Origin of the sequence: Pseudomonas sp. JAI111, from assembly GCF_024809425.1 — a bacterium.
In the GTDB taxonomy this organism is placed as follows: Bacteria; Pseudomonadota; Gammaproteobacteria; order Pseudomonadales; family Pseudomonadaceae; genus Aquipseudomonas.
Genome location: NZ_JANUCB010000006.1, coordinates 171047 through 187052, shown reverse-complemented (window position 1 = coordinate 187052; position 16006 = coordinate 171047). Strand labels below are relative to the sequence as shown.

The following is a 16006-nucleotide window of genomic DNA, read 5'->3' as shown; positions in this document are numbered from 1 at the left end:
ACTTATGGCCACTTATAGCTTTCTCGATGTAAACGCGACCCTGGTCGGTGCTGGTGCTGTAATCGACCTGGGCGCTGGCTCGGCGAACGCCGAAGAGGGTATTACGATTTCCCGGGTGGACGACAAGAACACCATGCTCACCGGGGCCGATGGCGAAGGCATGCACTCGCTGCACGCCGCAAAGTCTGGGACCGTAACCTTGCGCTATCTCAAGACCTCCCCAACGAACGCCAAGTTGATGGCCCTGTATGACGCACAGGGCCTCAGTTCTTCGCTGTGGGGCCAGAACGTCATCACAGTCACGAACAGCGCCAGCGGTGATGCGACGGGCTGCCGCAGCTGCGCATTCAAGAAAGCACCGGACCTGAGCTACAAGAAAGACGGCGATATCGTCGAGTGGGTTTTTGACTCCATCAAAATCGACACAATCCTTGGTACTTACTGATGAGCGAATTTGAACTGGGCGCCGATTCCTTTCGAATCGGCAAGCTGAACGCCTTTCAGCAGTTCCACCTGTCTCGGAAAGTGGCGCCGATGATCCCCACCTTGATCCCTGTGTTCCTGAAGTTGCAGTCTGCGGCGAGGGACGCGAAGAGCGCGAGCGAGTCAGCCGATGGGGCTGGTTCCAGTGATCTGGCACCTCTCAGCGGTGACTTAGGCGCTCTGGCTGAGATGCTTCAGCCATTTGCCGACGGCATCGCGGGTATGCCTGATGAGGCTGCAGAGTTCATCCTTTCGACCTGCCTGGGCGTCGTCCAGCGCAAACAGGGTACAAGCTGGTTCCCCGTGTGGAATGCCAGCCAAAACGTCTGCATGTTCGACGATATAGACCTGGGCGTAATGATGAAGCTGGCGGTGCGCGTGATCACCGAGTCACTGGGCCCTTTCTTACAAGGGATGCTTACCGGCCGGAGCACTCCCAAGGGCTGACGGTCGAACTCGCGAAGATGCCCAACGGTGAAGACTTTCTGCTGATGCCGATCCATGAAGGCATGTGCCGCTATGAGTCCCTGCTTGACGGGACTCTAGACCTTTCCGACATCGCAAAAATGAATGATTCGATACTGGTCCGCGCCGAAAACAAGGAGCGGATGCGCAGGGCTTTGGAGAATTAAATGGCCGATCAAGACGTCATAAAAGAGTTCTTGGTCAGCCTGGGGTTCAAGGTTGATCCGAAGGGCTCGAGGGAATTTGTAAACGGTATCGACACCGCAACCAAAAGCGTTATCACGCTGGTGACGGTAATCGCTGGTGCATCGCTCACGGTAGCGGCGGGTGTATCGGCTTTCGCGTCCAACCTTGAGGGGCTGTATTTCGCATCCCAAAGGGTTGGGTCATCAGCTGAAAGCCTGAAATCAGCCGAGTATGCCGCGCGCGACCTCGGCGCGTCAGCGGATGAGGCCCGCGGCTCGATCGAGGGCATCGCCAAATTTCTTCGCGACAACCCGGGCGGCGAAGACTTTCTAAAAGGGATCGGGGTTCAGACGCGTGATGCCAACGGCAACCTGAAAGACACCGCCGACATGCTGGTCAGCATCGGCCAGAAGCTCAAGGCGATGCCGTGGTACCAGGCGAATCAATATGCTGGCGTGCTCGGCATCGATGAGCGCACGTTGCGTGCCGCCATGGACGATAAGTTTGGCGCCAAGCTTGAACAGAATCGGAAGAAGCTCAAGGACAGCGGCCTAGACCAGGCCACCAAGGACGCGCACTCGTTCATGGAGGTGCTGCGAGGCATTGGGCTGCAGTTCGAAACGTTCTCGATTCAGGTCCAGGCGGCCTTGATGGGCAAGCTGGGACCAGACCTGCAGCGCTTTTCGGTGTTGTTCCAGCAGAACGGCCCGATGATCGCGGACCGGATTGCTGATATCGCGGTCAAGCTGATTGATTTCGCCGAGAAGTCGGGCCCGTACCTCCAGAAGATTTGGGATTTCTTCGTCAAACTTGATGAGGCTACAGACGGCTGGAGCACTCGCATTATCGTTTTGCTCGGGCTGCTAAATGCGCTTGGTGCGCTATCGCTTGTCAGCGGCATTGCACGGCTGGCCGGATCGTTTCTAAGTTTGGGGGGCGCAATTGGGGGCCTTTCCGGTGCTGCTGCCATCCTTACGCCACTGACCGGCGCTGCTGCAATGCTTTATTCGCCTTCGCTCAATGTCGGTGAGGACGACATCGTCAAGAAGATCAGGGCAAGTCAGGGGCTCCCGCCTGAAGAGCAGCAAACACCAGAGCAGGCCGAGCGCGAGCGCACCATGGTTGATGCCTGGCGCAAAAGTCAGGACGTCGACAAGGACAAGTCGAACTTCGTATCTGACTTCTTCGAGTCGATGGGGTGGACGAAGGAACAATCCGCCGGAATCACGGCCAACCTGGCCGCCGAAAGCAACTTCGATCCGAAAGCCCGAGGTGATTGGGGCCGCGCCCGTGGTGTTGCTCAGTGGCATGACGACCGCCAGCGCGAGTTTGAGAAGTGGGCTGGTTTCGATATCAAGGACGACCGTGCTGACCTGGTGAAGCAACTTGAGTTTGTCCATTACGAACTTACCCAAGGGGCGGAAAAGAAGGCCGGTAACCTGCTGAAAGCTACTCGAAACGCCGAGGACGCTGGCGCTGTTGTATCGCGCCACTACGAGCGGCCGAAGGATACGGAGCGCGAAGCATCGGCGCGCGGGGCCCTGGCTGCTCAGCTCAACCAGACGACCAACATCACCGTCAACGGTGCCTCCGACCCTGCCAGCACTGCGACAGCGGTGAGTGGGGCTCAGAACCAAGTCAACCAACAAATCGTCCGCAACATGAATACGGCGGTGCAATGACATGCCGAACTTTGCAGGCTTCATCACCATCGATCCAAAGCGCTCGATCGACACCATCGTTGCGCACGTAACCCTGGAGGAAATTGGCAACGACGAGCTGCACATCACCGAGCACCCTGTCGAGCTTGGGGCAAACATCACCGACCACGCCTTCAAGAAGCCGCCGGATCTACTGATCCGATGCGGCTGGAGCAATGCCAGCCTTGCCGGTGTGCTCGGTGGTGTGAAGGGCCTGATCACGGCACTTCAGGGCGGCGATGCGTTCGGCTCCGACTATGTTTCCGGGATTTACAACCAACTACTGGCGCTGCAGGAGTCACGCGTACCGTTCGATGTCGCAACGGGGAAGCGCCTCTACACGAACATGCTGATGCGCAGCCTTGGCGTAACCACTGATCAAACCAGTGAATACACGCTGATGGTGACGGCGGTGTTCAAGCAGATCCTCATTACTGAAACCCAGGCGACAACGCTGCCGCCCAAGGATGACCAGGCGCAGCCGGAATCGACCGCTGAAACATCGGACACCGGCACAAAGCAGGTAGTAGTCGGTGTCCCAGCGCCTGGCGGATGGCAGCCACCCAACGGATAAGCCCATGGCCAACTTTGAAATCCCGCTGACGCCGAACTCTCAAACCTTCACCGTTTCGTTATCCGGCACTGAATACAGGTTCACCGTGCAGTGGCGGAACGCCGAGGGTCTGGGCTGGGTGGTGGATATTTCCGATATCAGCGGCAACCCGATTATTCAGGGAATACCTCTGGTAACTGGCGTCAACCTGCTTGAGCAATACGCCTATCTGGGGTTCAACGGTGTGCTTTGGGTGCAAACCACAGACGATCCTGATGCTGTGCCGACGTTCGATAACCTGGGCGTCGGATCGCACCTCTACTGGTTCACGGAGTAACAATGAGCGTTCCCCAGTACCTGAGAAAAATCAGCCTGAAGATCGGCAACGATGAAAAGGCGCTCGATCTTTCTGATATGCGCATTCGGTTTGCGGTCCGTCGGGGTGACTTCAGAACCCCCAACTCAGCCGACATCCGGATCTATAACCTGAGCGAAAACACTGTGAAGTGGGTTCAGCGGGAGTTCACCCGGGTTGTTCTTCAAGCTGGGTACGCAGGCAGCTACGGGATCATTTTTGACGGAACGATCAAACAGGCCAGGCGCGGGCGGGAGAGCCCTACCGACACCTACCTCGACCTCACGGCGGCGGATGGCGATAGCGCCTACAACTTCGCTGTGATGAATGTGACGCTTGCGGCAGGCTCGACGGCGAAGGATCACCTTGAGCAGGTTCTACAGTCGATGGCATCCCGCGGCATTACGATGGGCGAGTCACCGGCCTTGTCGACCAACAAGCTTCCGCGCGGGAAAGTCTTCTATGGGATGACTCGAGATTTTCTCGACATCCTTGGCAAAACGCAGGACGTGAGCTGGAGCATTCAAGACGGGAAGCTGACGCTGATACCGAACAATGCCTATCTACCAGGTGAAGCGGTCGTCATCACTTCAGCCACCGGCATGATTGGTCTGCCGGAGCAAACGCAGAACGGCATCAACGTTCGAACGCTACTCAACCCGGGGATACGGATCGGCAAGCAGCTACACATCGACAATTCAAGCATTCAGCAGTACCGATTTGGCCTGAGTGTCAATGCAGGCACATCAAACAACTTTGTTGCGCAACAGGCGAAGATTGCGGACGACGGGTTCTATAAAGCATTTGTTGTCGACCACTACGGAGACACCCGTGGAAACGATTGGTACACCGACACCATTTGCCTTGCGATCGATTCAACGGTACCTCTCGGATTGCTGCCTCAAACGGGCGGCGTCGGCCCAGTCGGATCGGTCAAGCCGTACGGTTAAGGGCACATCCCAACGGCCTGGGCATAGCGAGAGCCTTGGTTCGGTGACGCTGTTACCGTCGCGGTTCCACTTTTAGCCAGGACTGCGGTGACGTAGGCGTTGGGGGGCGCAAAGCTCTCGCTACCATCCTGCCTTACGACCAGATACGAGCCGTCCAAATGCTTGCCCCAGCATCCCTTGAGGGCTAAGGCCGGCCCCGCGCCGCTCGCAAACGTGTAGGCGCGCATGTCCTTTGCGTGGGCCAGCGGCAGGTCGCACTGACGGTCCTGGTAGAGCACCTCCTGTGGTGCGGCGATAAGGAATTTATCCCCGATGCACTGATGCCCCTTAGCGGTTTGCACGTACACGATTTCAGCGCTGGCCATCGCCGGCGCTATCAGCATGCCAATCAAAATCAACTTTCTCATGGTGACTCTCCATGGATTCACGCGAGCGTATGAACGACCCCGTTGTCGCACTGACGGTCGCTCTTGGTGGGTGGCAGTCGAAATTGCAGACAGCCATCCCGGGAATTATCCAGTCCTTCGATCCGGAGTCTATGACTTGCACGGTTCAGCCGGCAATCATCGGACAGATCCGGGACGAGACAGGAGCGGTAACTGGTATAGAGCTGCCGTTGTTGGTTGATTGCCCGGTTCAGTTTCCAGCAGGTGGCGGATGCATCCTGACCTTTCCTGTGAAGGAAGAGGACGAATGCCTGGTTGTGTTCTCGTCTCGCTGCATTGACGCCTGGTGGCAGTCAGGTGGCGTACAGGTGCAGCCCGAATTACGCATGCACGACCTTTCGGACGGCTTCGCGCTGCTGGGCTTTCGATCATTACCCAGGGTGATTCCAAGCATCAGCACCACGGCAGCCCAGTTGCGCACCGACGACGGTGCAGCGTTTGTTGAGGTCGACTCAGCCACGCACACGATCAACATCACAACCACTGCCCCAGTCAATGTCACGTCGTCGACCTCCGCAATTGTGACCGCGCCAATTATCCATCTGGCCGCGGCTGGCCAGACCTTGCTGAAGTTTGTTACTGAGGCATTCCAGGCTCTTTTCAATACTCACACCCACGCATCAGCGGGCGCTGGGGCTCCCAACCAGCAAATGGACAACACCCATATGACCACGACGGTGAAGGGCGGCTGATATGCGCTACCGAAAGCTCGACGCCAATGGCGACTATTCATTCGGCAACCAGCAAGCCGACTTCCACCGCGATTCCCCGGAGACAGTGGCGCAGGCGGTCAGCACCAGGTTGAAGCTTGATCAAGGCGAGTGGTTCCTCGACAAAACAGAGGGTATGCCATGGAAGTCGAAAGTTCTGGGTGAGCGAACAGCAGCTACTCGTGACGGCGCTATTCAAAAGCGAATTCTTGGCACTCAAGGCCTGACCCAGATCGACAGTTACGACAGCAATGTCGACCCCGATACCCGGAAATTCACACCGACGGTGGAAGTCACCACGGACTACGGGCAGACGACCATCAGCGAGACACTCTAAATGGCCTCTCCAACTGCAGCGACGATCACCGCGACAGGCATCACAGCGCCAACGTATGCCGAAATTCTGGCCTATCTACAGTCGAAATACCGATCGATTTACGGCGCTGACACTTACCTTGAGGCGGATTCGCAGGACGGTCAATTTCTCGCCGTGATTGCCCTGGCCGCCAGTGATGCCAACGCCGCAACCATTGGCTCTTATTTGTCGTTCTCGCCCTCGACAGCTCAGAAAGCCGCGCTATCGAGCAACGTGAAGATCAACGGCATTGCACGCGCGATACCCACGAATTCGCAAGCCGATCTCACGATCATCGGTCAGGCCGGGACTGTCATCACCAACGGCATTGCTCAGGATCTGGCAGGTTACAAATGGGCTCTGCCAGCGACCGTAATCATTCCACTGTCAGGGATGATTATCGTCACGGCCATCTGCACATCTGTTGGCGCGATCACTGCCGGCGCTGGCCAGATCAACAAGATTGTGACCTCCACCAGGGGCTGGCAAAGCGTGAACAACGTAGGTAATGCGACGGCTGGTGCCCCGGTCGAGACTGATGCAGCGCTGCGCAGCCGGCAGAAAACATCTACGGCCCTTCCATCGCGCACGGTGCTTGAGGGTACAGTCGGTGCGGTGGCTGGAGTCGCCGGGGTTACGAGGTATGCCCCCTATGACAACGACACCAAAGTTACCGATGCAAACGGCATCCCTGGTAATCACTTGGCCATGATTGTTGAGGGCGGCGATGCAACAGCTATAGCGATGGCAATCGCCTCCAAGAAAGGCCCTGGCGGAGGGACATACGGGACGACCTCTGTGACCGTGCCCGATGCCTACGGCATTCCAATCACCATCAACTTTTTTAGGCCCACCTATGCTGCCATCACGGGAACGGTGTCCATCAAGGCTTTGCCCGGATACACATCCGCAGCCGGCGCGGCCTGTCAGCAAGCTATTTCCGATTACGTGAACCAGGTTGCCATTGGCGGCGGACCAAGCGGCACCGTTGAATGGGCAGACGCGCTTACTGTCGCCAACAGCATTCCAGGCAGCAACACGTTCAAATTGACTGCCCTTACGCTTTCAGGACCTGGCGGTGCAGGAACTCCTGATGTGCCTCTCGCATTCAATCAGGCGGCAACTTGTACGCCTGCGAGCATTGTCCTGACGGTGACCTGATATGGCCGACATCACGGATTACACAGGAAAAATAACCAGCCAACACTCCGACAAGCCGAAATTCATGGCGATGGTCCAGATGGTTGCGCAGTGCTTCCTGGACGCCAACTTGGCTTCAGCTGGACTGCCTGCAGCGTTCGATCTGGATGGCGCCCTTGATGCCCAGCTCGATGACGTTGGCTTGTGGGTTGGGGTATCAAGGAACATCGCTACACCGCTGACCAATGTCTATTTCGCGCTGGACACGCCCGGTCTCGGGTTTGATCAAGGTGCATGGAAGGGGCCGTTTGATCCCGATAGCGGTATCACCACTCTCGACAATGAGACTTATCGAACACTGCTCAGGGCAAAGATCGGGGCAAACCACTGGGATGGCACGCTGCCTCACGCGAAGGAAATTTTTGATCTGGTTTTCAGTGGTAATTCGCTGGTGTTCATCCAAGACAACCAGGACATGACGATCACTATCGGTGTTGCCGGCAAGTCGCCAAGCGCGATCGAGTTGGCACTCCTCACTGGTGGTTACATCCCACTCAAGCCGCAGAGTGTGGGCGTCAAATATTACATAGCCCCAACTGCCGACGGCCCACTCTTCGGGTTCGACGTCTCTAACCAATATATCGCTGGCTTCGACCAAGGAAGCTGGGGAAAAATCTACTCATAACTCGGGGTTTTTATGCCAACGAATGACTTTTTGCCGTTCGGCAACGCCGTGGGCGCGAACGTAATGACTCAGGCTGACTACCTGGCTCTTGCCGCTCGATCTACTGGATTTTCAGCCGGCACCGCGGTATCAGCACAGCTCAACAAGGCGTGGCGCCAATCGGCAATCATGGCTGCTGTTTTGGGCCAGTTCATCGCTGATCAGTCCGGACAGAACGCTGTTGATGACGGAACAACGGCCACTCTTGTAGCTAACCTGTTGACGGCAATCCGTGCGGCAACTCGCCAATCTACAATCCTGACCGACACAGGAACTGCAAATACTTACGCGGCAGCCAATGCTCCCGCACTGACTGCATTACCTGCTACTGGCTACTCACAACGCGTAAATATCGCCAACGCCAACACCGGAGCATCCACCTACGCCCCTGATGGTCTCGCTGCAAAACCCATTTACGGGCTTGGCCTTCAACCGCTTCAGGGCGGAGAGCTTCCGGTGGGCGTGGCTGTTCTGATGTACCTGGTGCAGGCTGGCGTGAATAGTGGTAACGGCGCCTGGATCGTCATCGAGTCGCTGGGTGGGGCATCCCAAGTCGCACCCGCCGCGAAAAGCCAACATGCGGTGCAGCTGGGCCAGGTTGGGCATGGGCAATGCCGGCTTTCTGTAGGCAGCACTACAACGCTTTTATTGAAGCCTTACAACGGCAACAACGTCATCGTCAACGGCGTGCCGCTGCAGCTCCCGTCGGCCGGAGTCACTTACACAGCCAGCGGCCTGACCGCCTCAACGCTCTATTACGTCTACCTCGGGGGCACCACCGCAGCACCGACGCTCTCGCTGTCCACCACCGGCCATAGCCAAGCGCCAAACGGCGTGGAGACAAAAACAGGAGACACGACCCTGACGCTCGTCGGGATGGTGTACACGAATGCGTCCACACAGTTTATTGACTCTGCGGCCATTCGCACGTGCCTGAACTGGTTCAACCGGAGAAAGATCGTTTCTGATGCCGCTCAAGCCGGGCCGTTCAGTTTTACGAATACGAGTGCTGCGGAGACTTCATCCACACTCCGAGCTCAGTTTTTGACATGGGCAGACGATATCCCAATTGCGCAGCTTTCCGGAAGTTTCACTCAATCCAGCGGCACGCCATCAATTACGCAGCTGAATTATCAGATTTATATTGATGGCACAGTTCAATATGGACCAGGGGTAGCGTGCGTTGTGCAACCAACTTGGAACATGACCATGTCAACACATGGCGCGCTGGGCGGTATTTCCGAGGGGTATCACTACGCTACGAGCTTTACTTCTGTAGGCGTCAACGGCGGCACCCTAGCTATTAATAACATCCAAAACTCTGTCAATTTATTCGGGTGATCGAAAATGACGAAACAATTAATCGGCCCTTCCTTCATTGAAGAATTGACAGCGCATGGCGGGCTTGTAGGGCAGCACTTTACATGGAGCCCTGACGGAACCATTGAGTTCTTCTCGGATACTCTTGCATCGGTAATATCTGGAGTTGAAGCGGTGTACGCAGCTCACGATCCGGCCAAGCCTTCGTGGAGCGACTTAAAACTACAGGCTCAGGCAGCACTTGATGGTTCGGATGTAACCATTACCCGCTGCGCTGAGAATGCCGTTTCCGTACCTTCCGATTGGGTTTCATACCGGAAGGCGCTGCGCGCAATAGTCGGCGCCGAGTCAGGGGATGCAACTCAGGAGCTTCCGATAAAGCCAGCTTATCCTGCCGGGACGTAAGCTCTTCGATCAAGACAAAAGCAGCCAGGAGGCGGCTTGGTGGGCCGCCATCGCATGACCGATAGATCTGACAAGCTGAACCCAGGATAGAGACGAGGCGGATCGAGTGAATATCAGGTAGCATCCCGGCCCTAAACGATTCGCAAAAATTCTGATAGGTGCTAGGGATGGTCGTCAACAGCAAACCCTTCTATTTGCCGTGGGTAGATGGACTGCGCGCAATTGCTGCATTAGCAGTCGTAGTCCACCACGGCCCTACGCTCATGGAAGAGCCTTTCGTGGGATTTAAGAACTTTCTCGGCTGGTTTGGCGTAGATCTGTTCTTGGTACTTAGTGCGTTCCTTTTGTCTCGTCTCCTTCAATTGGAGTATGTGGCGACTGGTGCTGTCGATATAAAGAAGTTCTTCGTTAGAAGGATGCTTCGCATCTGGCCGCTATATTTGTTTTTCATTACCGCCTCACTCATTTACGGGATATCCAATAATGTCTTGAGTGTTCAGGAGTTGAGTGGCTGGTACTTAGCACACTTGACCTTTACACAAAACCTCGCCGCTTCGGTGCATTCGTATTCGCCTTTCCCTTTCGCAGCGCATCTATGGACTATCGCGCTTGAGGAGCAGGCTTATCTGGTCATGCCGATTTTCATCGCAGCGTATTTTCGTGAGATGGATTCGAGACGACTGGCAAAGATACTGGTGCTGTCATCTATAGTCTTTATGGTCATCAGGATTTCTGTCGTCCTGTTAGGACGCGAACACCCGTATATCTGGGTTTCGCCATTGCGGGCGGACACTTTTCTGTTCGGTATTTATTTGGGACTGTGCACTGGTGTTGGCAGCAATGCGACCAAGAGCTTCTGGCTCGCATTATCTGGCTTCGCCTGCGCCTTCTTGATTATAGGTATAGCCTTGCACCTTGGTCCTCCAGGGCTATCGGGTATGTCGGAAGTTGTTGGGTACCCAATGACCGGCGTATTGTGCTGTCTTTTGATCTTTGCAATCGACAAGTCAACCATTCCAGCAAAACTACTTTCGCTAAAGCCGATGCGGCATCTTGGTAAAATCTCCTATGGGATTTACGTATTCCATATATTTGCGCTGTGGGCGTCGGAAGAAATCATGCGGCGCACTGGCCTGGACTCCGCGCTTGGAAAACTAGCTCTCGGCATCCTGATAACCATTGGCTTGGCTGACGTCTCGTATCGATTACTTGAGCGCCCGTTCTTGCGCTTGAAAGAGCGATCTACAGTTATTCAGAGCCGCCTCGCATAGCTGTATATAAACCTTTACTTCACTAGCCCGCTTTTGCGGGCTTATTTAGGCCTGGAGAAAAGTATGACCATCACCCTGCAGCAGATTCGGTGAGAGTGCTGTTGCTATATCTTCCGACTGGGCGGCATACCGAAAGGCAATACTGGTGATCCTGAGCGCACCAGCGGGTTATCCGACGCAAACGCTTCCTGTACGGCCTGCGTATGCGCCAGGAACCTAACCTTCACGACATCATTCTTGAATCAGTTGCGCCACAGCGAACCCGTTCTCGCCGAAACCGTTGCCGTTGTAGAAGCACCATGTATTGCCGTGAACAGAGATTGTGGCGGCATACATAATGGCGTCTGAGTCGAAAGACCCTGGAGTCACATCGAGGCCAAGCTCTTCATCTTTCCTGTCCCATTGTCTGCCGTCGGCTGACGTGGCGTATCCCATTCTGTACGCACGCAAGGAGCGACGTCTCACCGAATAGAAAAGTGAAGAGCTGCCATCTGCGTTTTTTGTGACCCAGGGACGTCCGAACCCATGCTCATCAGGCCCGGTTATTGGCAAGACCGTTTCGCCTTTGGGGCCCCAGTCGATCCCATTGGGGGATTCTAAGTATCGAAGTTCATAGACGGGCATCTGCTTGCCGTCTATGTCTTCCCACTCTGAACCGGCGACGTACCACATTTTGAATATGCCGCCATCAAAGATGACAAAAGGACCACCACGAAAGAAGAGCTCGTCCGCGCTACGCTCCAATACGGCTGTTTCACTTGCGCGACGAAAAGTCTCACCGTTGTCATCGCTGACAGCTACGCCGGTCAACAACCGATAGCGAATAGTCTGGCAAAGTTCAAACCCGGCGTAGTAAAGGAATAGCCGACCATCTGGCCCGCGAGTAACGCTGCAGGTAACCAATCCATGGTCGTCGAAATTCCCAGGGGCGCCGACGTCGAGCAAAGGCGATTCTGAAACGCGGAGGACGCGCAAAGGGTTCCTGGCGTCAACATCGACGAACCCTGGGCGCCCGATCATTCCACCATCGCAGAGCGTCACAAAGACTCGAATCGTATTTTCATCTAATAGAAAGGGCGTCGGGACCATTGCGTGCGTCCTTGCCCATTCCAATTCGCCTGTTGGCGCATAAACGATCCCCAGCTTTTCCCACAACATGCGTCTTCCCTCGTTCTTATGCCGATTTGGCGCGCAGTGTAACAAAGGAGAACTCCATGCCAATTACCACGCAGCAGTTGCTGCAGATCCTCCCGAACGCCGGCCAACGAGCCGGCGTTTTTGCACCTGTACTCAACACGGCCATGCAACGGTTCCAGATCGTCGGCCTCAAGCGCGTGGCTGCGTTCATTGCCCAGATCGGACATGAGTCCGGTCAGTTGGTCTACGTCCGAGAAATTTGGGGGCCAACTCCGGCTCAGTCCAAATACGAGGGGCGGGCGGACCTCGGCAATACCGTTGCGGGCGACGGCTTCAAGTACCGGGGTAGGGGGCTGATCCAGATCACCGGCCGGGCGAACTACGCGGCGTGCGGCGAAGCGCTGGGGTTGGATCTGATCAGCCAACCGGAGCTGCTCGAGCAGCCGCAGTACGCCTGTTTGTCCGCGGGTTGGTTCTGGTCGACGAAGGGGCTGAATACGCTCGCTGATGCCGGAGATTTCGACAGGATCACCCGCCGCATCAATGGCGGCCTCAATGGTCAGGCTGACCGCTTGAGTCTTTGGACCAAGGCAACGGCGGTGCTGGCATGACTTCCATCTTGCTGCGAATCCTTCCTTATATAGCTGCGCTGGCACTGGTGGCCGCAGCGCTGTTCGGCGCCTACCACCACGGCGTGAACGTCATGGATGCCAAATGGCAGGCCGAGTGGAATGCCCGCGATACCCGTGACGAAGCGGCGAAGGCCACCAACGAGGCCGCCGAACGCACAAAAGAGCAGGCCTACCAACAATCAATCAACAAGGTGGTTCAAGATGGCCAACGCATCATCGATCAAGCGACGGCTGATGCTGTTGCCGCTCGCACTTCTGCTGACAGCCTGCGCGGGGCAGCCGACAACCTTGCCTCTCGACTCGCAGCCAGTGAGGCGAGCGGCAATTCCTGCACTGCCGCCGCAAGCAAGGCAGCTGCCCGCGCCGTCCTGGTGCTTGCCGACGTGCTCAAGCGCGCTGACGAGCGAGCGGGTGACCTGGCAAAATTTGCTGATCAAAGCCATGCCCGTGGAGTAACCTGTGAGCAGGCCTTCGATGGACTTGGGAAATGACAGGGAAGCTCGTCCAGCAGATCGAAAAAAGTACATTGTTTAGTACATCGTCGACGGCCTGCTCTGGATTTTCCCTGTAATCGCTAGGTTTAAATGCCTGATTGCGGTTCCTGTCTCGGGCACCATCCCCTTTTATTTCACCTTTCTGCTCAGATCATCCACGGCCCGTTTGAGCTGATCCATCTGACTGTTCTGGGAGCTGACGTCTCGCTTCAGACTGGACAGGTCACTGGAGCTTGAACTGGAACTCGATCCGGCGCTGCGCTTGAGGTCTTCCACCTGGCTGGCAAGCCTTTTCAAGTCGTTTTGCTGTTCGTTGACCGAGCGCTTAAGGTCGTTCACTTCGCCGGAACTGGAGCTTGAACTGGCATTCGATCCGCTGCTGCGTTTGAGATCATCCATCTGACTGGCAAGCTTCTTCAGGCTGTTCTCCTGTTCGCCGACCGTGCGCTTGAGGTCGCTGACTTCGCTGGAGCTTGAACTGGAGCTTGAGCTGGCGTTCGATCCGCTGCTGCGTTTGAGATCATCCATCTGACTGGCAAGCTTCTTCAGGCTGTTCTCCTGTTCGCTGACCGTGCGCTTGAGGTCGCTGACTTCGCTGGAATGGGAGCTGGAGCTGCTGGAGTTCGCGTTGCTGTTGCGTTTGAGTTCGTCCACGGCTTTGGCGAGGTTCACCAGTCCGGTGTTCTGCTCGCTGATCGTACGCTTGAGTTTGTCCATTTCGCTGGCGTTGGTGTTGGAACTCGATCCGTTGTTGCGCTTGAGTTCTTCAATGAGTCGCGCCTGTTCACTGACGGTTTTTTTCAGCGCTTCCATATCAGCTGTATTGGTTTTGACGACGCGTTGCAGGCCTACCACGTCATCCGTACTGACATCGGATTTGACCATCACGTATGTGCCGTAATTGTAGTGATAGGCGAGGAATTTGTCGGAAGAAGAAGCGCTGTCGGATTTGTATTCCAGACCGGCCTGAGCTGTATTGGGCAGTGCCAGGCTGCCAAGAAGCAGGGTGGCCATGCCGGTTGCAAACAGGGTGGACGGAAGCTTTGGAAAATTACGCATCACCGGGTTCCTTGTGAAGTGCCTAGATGGCACATCGCTATGACTTTACCTTTTGAATCTTGTTCCTGGGTAGCTCGGGAAAATTTACAGAAAGTCTGCTCGACGGTTTTTTTGTTGATTTGATGTAAAAGTCCGTATAAATCGTCGAACAAACGTCCTATATTCGGACTCTGTACACGTACCACCTTGCAGTTTTCAGATGATCCCCGAATGGTTCTGAAGGCCAGACAAACCGGGCTTCAAACGGTTTTTTGCGTCAGAGAGATCCTTGATGATCCAGATCCATCTTCCATTCCCCAGATCAGCGAGAACGACATGACCGTTAAAGAATTGACCCAAGAAGCCAGACACGAAGAAGCACTGAAAAAGTACTTGCTGGAATCGCCCCAGCTAGCCGAAGAGATCAAGGACCTGCCAGCCGACGATCAGAAAGACCAGATCCAGTGGGCGTTCGAGGATGAGGCGGAATCCCAGGGCTTGCAGCCGTGGGAACTGACGCTCAAGTACACGTCGACCCCGGAAGAGTTCGAGGCCGCGCGCCTTGTACTGCACAAAGAGGCGGCCGAGGTCCTGGGCGTCGAATGGGAAGAGTACTGCGAGATGAACAATCTGGTGGTTTAAAGGCCGCTCCAAGTTTCAAGCGGCAAGCTTCAAGTCAAAGCAGAACTGCTTGAAGCTTGAAGCTTGAAGCTTGTCGCTCGTAGCTGCTCAGAGGCTGAGCCGCATCGACAGATCGACAGCCTTCACATCCTTGGTCATCGCACCGATCGAAATGTAATCCACCCCGGTTTCGGCAATCGGCAGCAACGTGCTTTCGTTGATACCGCCGCTGGCCTCCAGTTTCGCCTTGCCGCCGTTCAGGCGCACCGCCTCGCGCATGTCGTCCAGGCTCAGCTCGTCAAGCATGATGATGTCAGCACCTGCTGCCAGGGCTTCTTTCAATTCTTCCAGGCTTTCCACTTCAATCTCGACCGGCTTGCCGGGGGCAATCTTGTGGGCGGCGTTGATGGCCTCGAGGATGCCACCACTGGCCGCGATATGGTTTTCCTTGATCAGGAAGGCGTCGTAGAGGCCGATGCGGTGATTGTGGCAACCGCCGCAGGTTACGGCGTACTTTTGGGCCAGGCGCAGGCCAGGCAGTGTTTTGCGAGTGTCGAGCAACTTCACCTGAGTATTGGCAACAAAATCCGCCAGGTACTGCGCGCGCGTGGCCACACCCGAAAGCAATTGCAGGAAGTTCAACGCACAGCGTTCTCCGGTCAACAGCGAGCGTGCCGGGCCTTCCAGATGAAACAGCGCTTGATTGGGCTTGACCCGCTCGCCGTCGCGCACCTGCCAGTGCACCGCAACCCGAGGGTCCAGTTGCCGGAAAACCGCATCGACCCAGGCCGTGCCGGCGATGACAGCGGCGTCGCGGGTGATGATGGTCGCTTTGGCCAGGCGCTCGGCGGGGATCAGCTGCGCGGTGATGTCGCCGCTGCCGATGTCTTCGAGCAACGCACGGCGCACGTTGGCTTCGATTTCGGCGGTCAAGTCGGCGAGACGTAGATTCGGCATAACGGGCTCCACAAACAAAGTGGCCCGATTATAGGGCTATGGCGCGAAGCAACCCAAGGCATCA

21 protein-coding genes are annotated in these 16006 nt (G+C 56.1%); 17 read left to right on the top strand and 4 right to left on the bottom strand.

The window, feature by feature from the left end:
• The first annotated feature begins 4 nt into the window (after window positions 1-4).
• Genes HNR03_RS19910 through HNR03_RS19880 form a run of 7 tightly spaced genes read left to right on the top strand, consistent with a single transcriptional unit; the run spans window position 5 to window position 4692 of the window.
• The gene (locus HNR03_RS19910) at window positions 5-445 is read left to right on the top strand and encodes a DUF3277 family protein (protein ID WP_259155373.1); all 441 of its coding nucleotides are present in this window, start codon (window positions 5-7) and stop codon (window positions 443-445) included.
• On the top strand, window positions 445-930 hold the full coding sequence (locus tag HNR03_RS19905; RefSeq protein WP_259155372.1) for a phage tail assembly chaperone: 486 nt from the start codon (window positions 445-447) through the stop codon (window positions 928-930). Before HNR03_RS19910 ends, HNR03_RS19905 begins: the two co-directional genes overlap by 1 nt.
• Before the next feature lie 17 nt (window positions 931-947).
• Window positions 948-1115: a DUF6889 family protein gene (locus HNR03_RS19900; protein WP_259155371.1), complete on the top strand. Its 168-nt coding sequence runs from the start codon at window positions 948-950 to the stop codon at window positions 1113-1115.
• Window positions 1116-2816, top strand: coding sequence for a phage tail tip lysozyme (locus tag HNR03_RS19895; protein WP_259155369.1), 1701 nt, complete (start codon window positions 1116-1118; stop codon window positions 2814-2816).
• A gap of 1 nt (window position 2817) precedes the next feature.
• A complete protein-coding gene (locus tag HNR03_RS19890; RefSeq protein ID WP_259155368.1) occupies window positions 2818-3408 on the top strand; it encodes a phage baseplate protein in 591 nt (196 codons plus the stop codon).
• A 4-nt stretch (window positions 3409-3412) separates the two neighbouring features.
• Complete coding sequence (locus HNR03_RS19885) at window positions 3413-3724, top strand: phage baseplate plug protein (protein ID WP_259155366.1); 312 nt, start codon at window positions 3413-3415, stop codon at window positions 3722-3724.
• Window positions 3725-3726: 2 nt separating this feature from the next.
• Complete coding sequence (locus HNR03_RS19880; protein ID WP_259155364.1) at window positions 3727-4692, top strand: phage protein; 966 nt, start codon at window positions 3727-3729, stop codon at window positions 4690-4692.
• Here HNR03_RS19880 and HNR03_RS19875 read toward each other — a convergent pair.
• Complete coding sequence (locus HNR03_RS19875) at window positions 4689-5099, bottom strand: hypothetical protein (RefSeq protein WP_259155362.1); 411 nt, start codon at window positions 5097-5099, stop codon at window positions 4689-4691. The genes HNR03_RS19880 and HNR03_RS19875 overlap by 4 nt on opposite strands.
• Before the next feature lie 11 nt (window positions 5100-5110).
• On the opposite strand from HNR03_RS19875, the gene HNR03_RS19870 reads away from it, so the two are divergent.
• The 7 genes from HNR03_RS19870 (at window position 5111) to HNR03_RS19840 (ending at window position 11063) form a co-directional block, all read left to right on the top strand.
• Window positions 5111-5830, top strand: coding sequence for a Gp138 family membrane-puncturing spike protein (locus HNR03_RS19870; protein WP_259155361.1), 720 nt, complete (start codon window positions 5111-5113; stop codon window positions 5828-5830).
• A 1-nt stretch (window position 5831) separates the two neighbouring features.
• Window positions 5832-6185 (top strand): hypothetical protein, encoded by a 354-nt coding sequence (locus HNR03_RS19865; RefSeq protein ID WP_259155360.1) that lies wholly within the window; start codon window positions 5832-5834, stop codon window positions 6183-6185.
• On the top strand, window positions 6186-7364 hold the full coding sequence (locus HNR03_RS19860) for a baseplate J/gp47 family protein (RefSeq protein WP_259155359.1): 1179 nt from the start codon (window positions 6186-6188) through the stop codon (window positions 7362-7364).
• Between the two features lies 1 nt (window position 7365).
• Entirely contained in the window at window positions 7366-8028 is a 663-nt protein-coding gene (locus HNR03_RS19855) for a DUF2612 domain-containing protein (protein WP_259155358.1), read from the top strand.
• 12 nt (window positions 8029-8040) lie between these two features.
• The gene (locus tag HNR03_RS19850) at window positions 8041-9408 is read left to right on the top strand and encodes a hypothetical protein (protein WP_259155357.1); all 1368 of its coding nucleotides are present in this window, start codon (window positions 8041-8043) and stop codon (window positions 9406-9408) included.
• A gap of 6 nt (window positions 9409-9414) precedes the next feature.
• The gene (locus tag HNR03_RS19845) at window positions 9415-9792 is read left to right on the top strand and encodes a hypothetical protein (protein ID WP_259155356.1); all 378 of its coding nucleotides are present in this window, start codon (window positions 9415-9417) and stop codon (window positions 9790-9792) included.
• 167 nt (window positions 9793-9959) lie between these two features.
• The gene (locus HNR03_RS19840; RefSeq protein WP_259155355.1) at window positions 9960-11063 is read left to right on the top strand and encodes an acyltransferase; all 1104 of its coding nucleotides are present in this window, start codon (window positions 9960-9962) and stop codon (window positions 11061-11063) included.
• A 231-nt stretch (window positions 11064-11294) separates the two neighbouring features.
• Here the strand turns inward: HNR03_RS19840 and HNR03_RS19835 are convergent, their stop codons facing one another.
• Window positions 11295-12221 (bottom strand): hypothetical protein, encoded by a 927-nt coding sequence (locus HNR03_RS19835; RefSeq protein WP_259155354.1) that lies wholly within the window; start codon window positions 12219-12221, stop codon window positions 11295-11297.
• Between the two features lie 56 nt (window positions 12222-12277).
• Here HNR03_RS19835 and HNR03_RS19830 point away from each other — a divergent pair, with 56 nt between their 5' ends.
• Both HNR03_RS19830 and HNR03_RS19825 read left to right on the top strand, forming a co-directional pair.
• Window positions 12278-12811, top strand: coding sequence for a glycoside hydrolase family 19 protein (locus HNR03_RS19830; protein WP_259155352.1), 534 nt, complete (start codon window positions 12278-12280; stop codon window positions 12809-12811).
• Window positions 12808-13323: a DUF2514 domain-containing protein gene (locus tag HNR03_RS19825; protein ID WP_259155351.1), complete on the top strand. Its 516-nt coding sequence runs from the start codon at window positions 12808-12810 to the stop codon at window positions 13321-13323. The genes HNR03_RS19830 and HNR03_RS19825 overlap by 4 nt, the downstream gene beginning before the upstream one ends.
• Before the next feature lie 132 nt (window positions 13324-13455).
• Here HNR03_RS19825 and HNR03_RS19820 read toward each other — a convergent pair whose 3' ends face one another.
• Window positions 13456-14385, bottom strand: a complete 930-nt coding sequence (locus tag HNR03_RS19820; protein ID WP_222589743.1) for a hypothetical protein — start codon at window positions 14383-14385, stop codon at window positions 13456-13458.
• 315 nt (window positions 14386-14700) lie between these two features.
• Between HNR03_RS19820 and HNR03_RS19815 the strand changes: the two genes are divergently transcribed.
• Window positions 14701-15006, top strand: coding sequence for a DUF6388 family protein (locus tag HNR03_RS19815; RefSeq protein WP_077747454.1), 306 nt, complete (start codon window positions 14701-14703; stop codon window positions 15004-15006).
• 87 nt (window positions 15007-15093) lie between these two features.
• Here the strand turns inward: HNR03_RS19815 and nadC are convergent, their stop codons facing one another.
• Window positions 15094-15942 (bottom strand): carboxylating nicotinate-nucleotide diphosphorylase, encoded by an 849-nt coding sequence (gene nadC, locus HNR03_RS19810; protein WP_222589744.1) that lies wholly within the window; start codon window positions 15940-15942, stop codon window positions 15094-15096.
• Window positions 15943-16006: the final 64 nt, after the last annotated feature.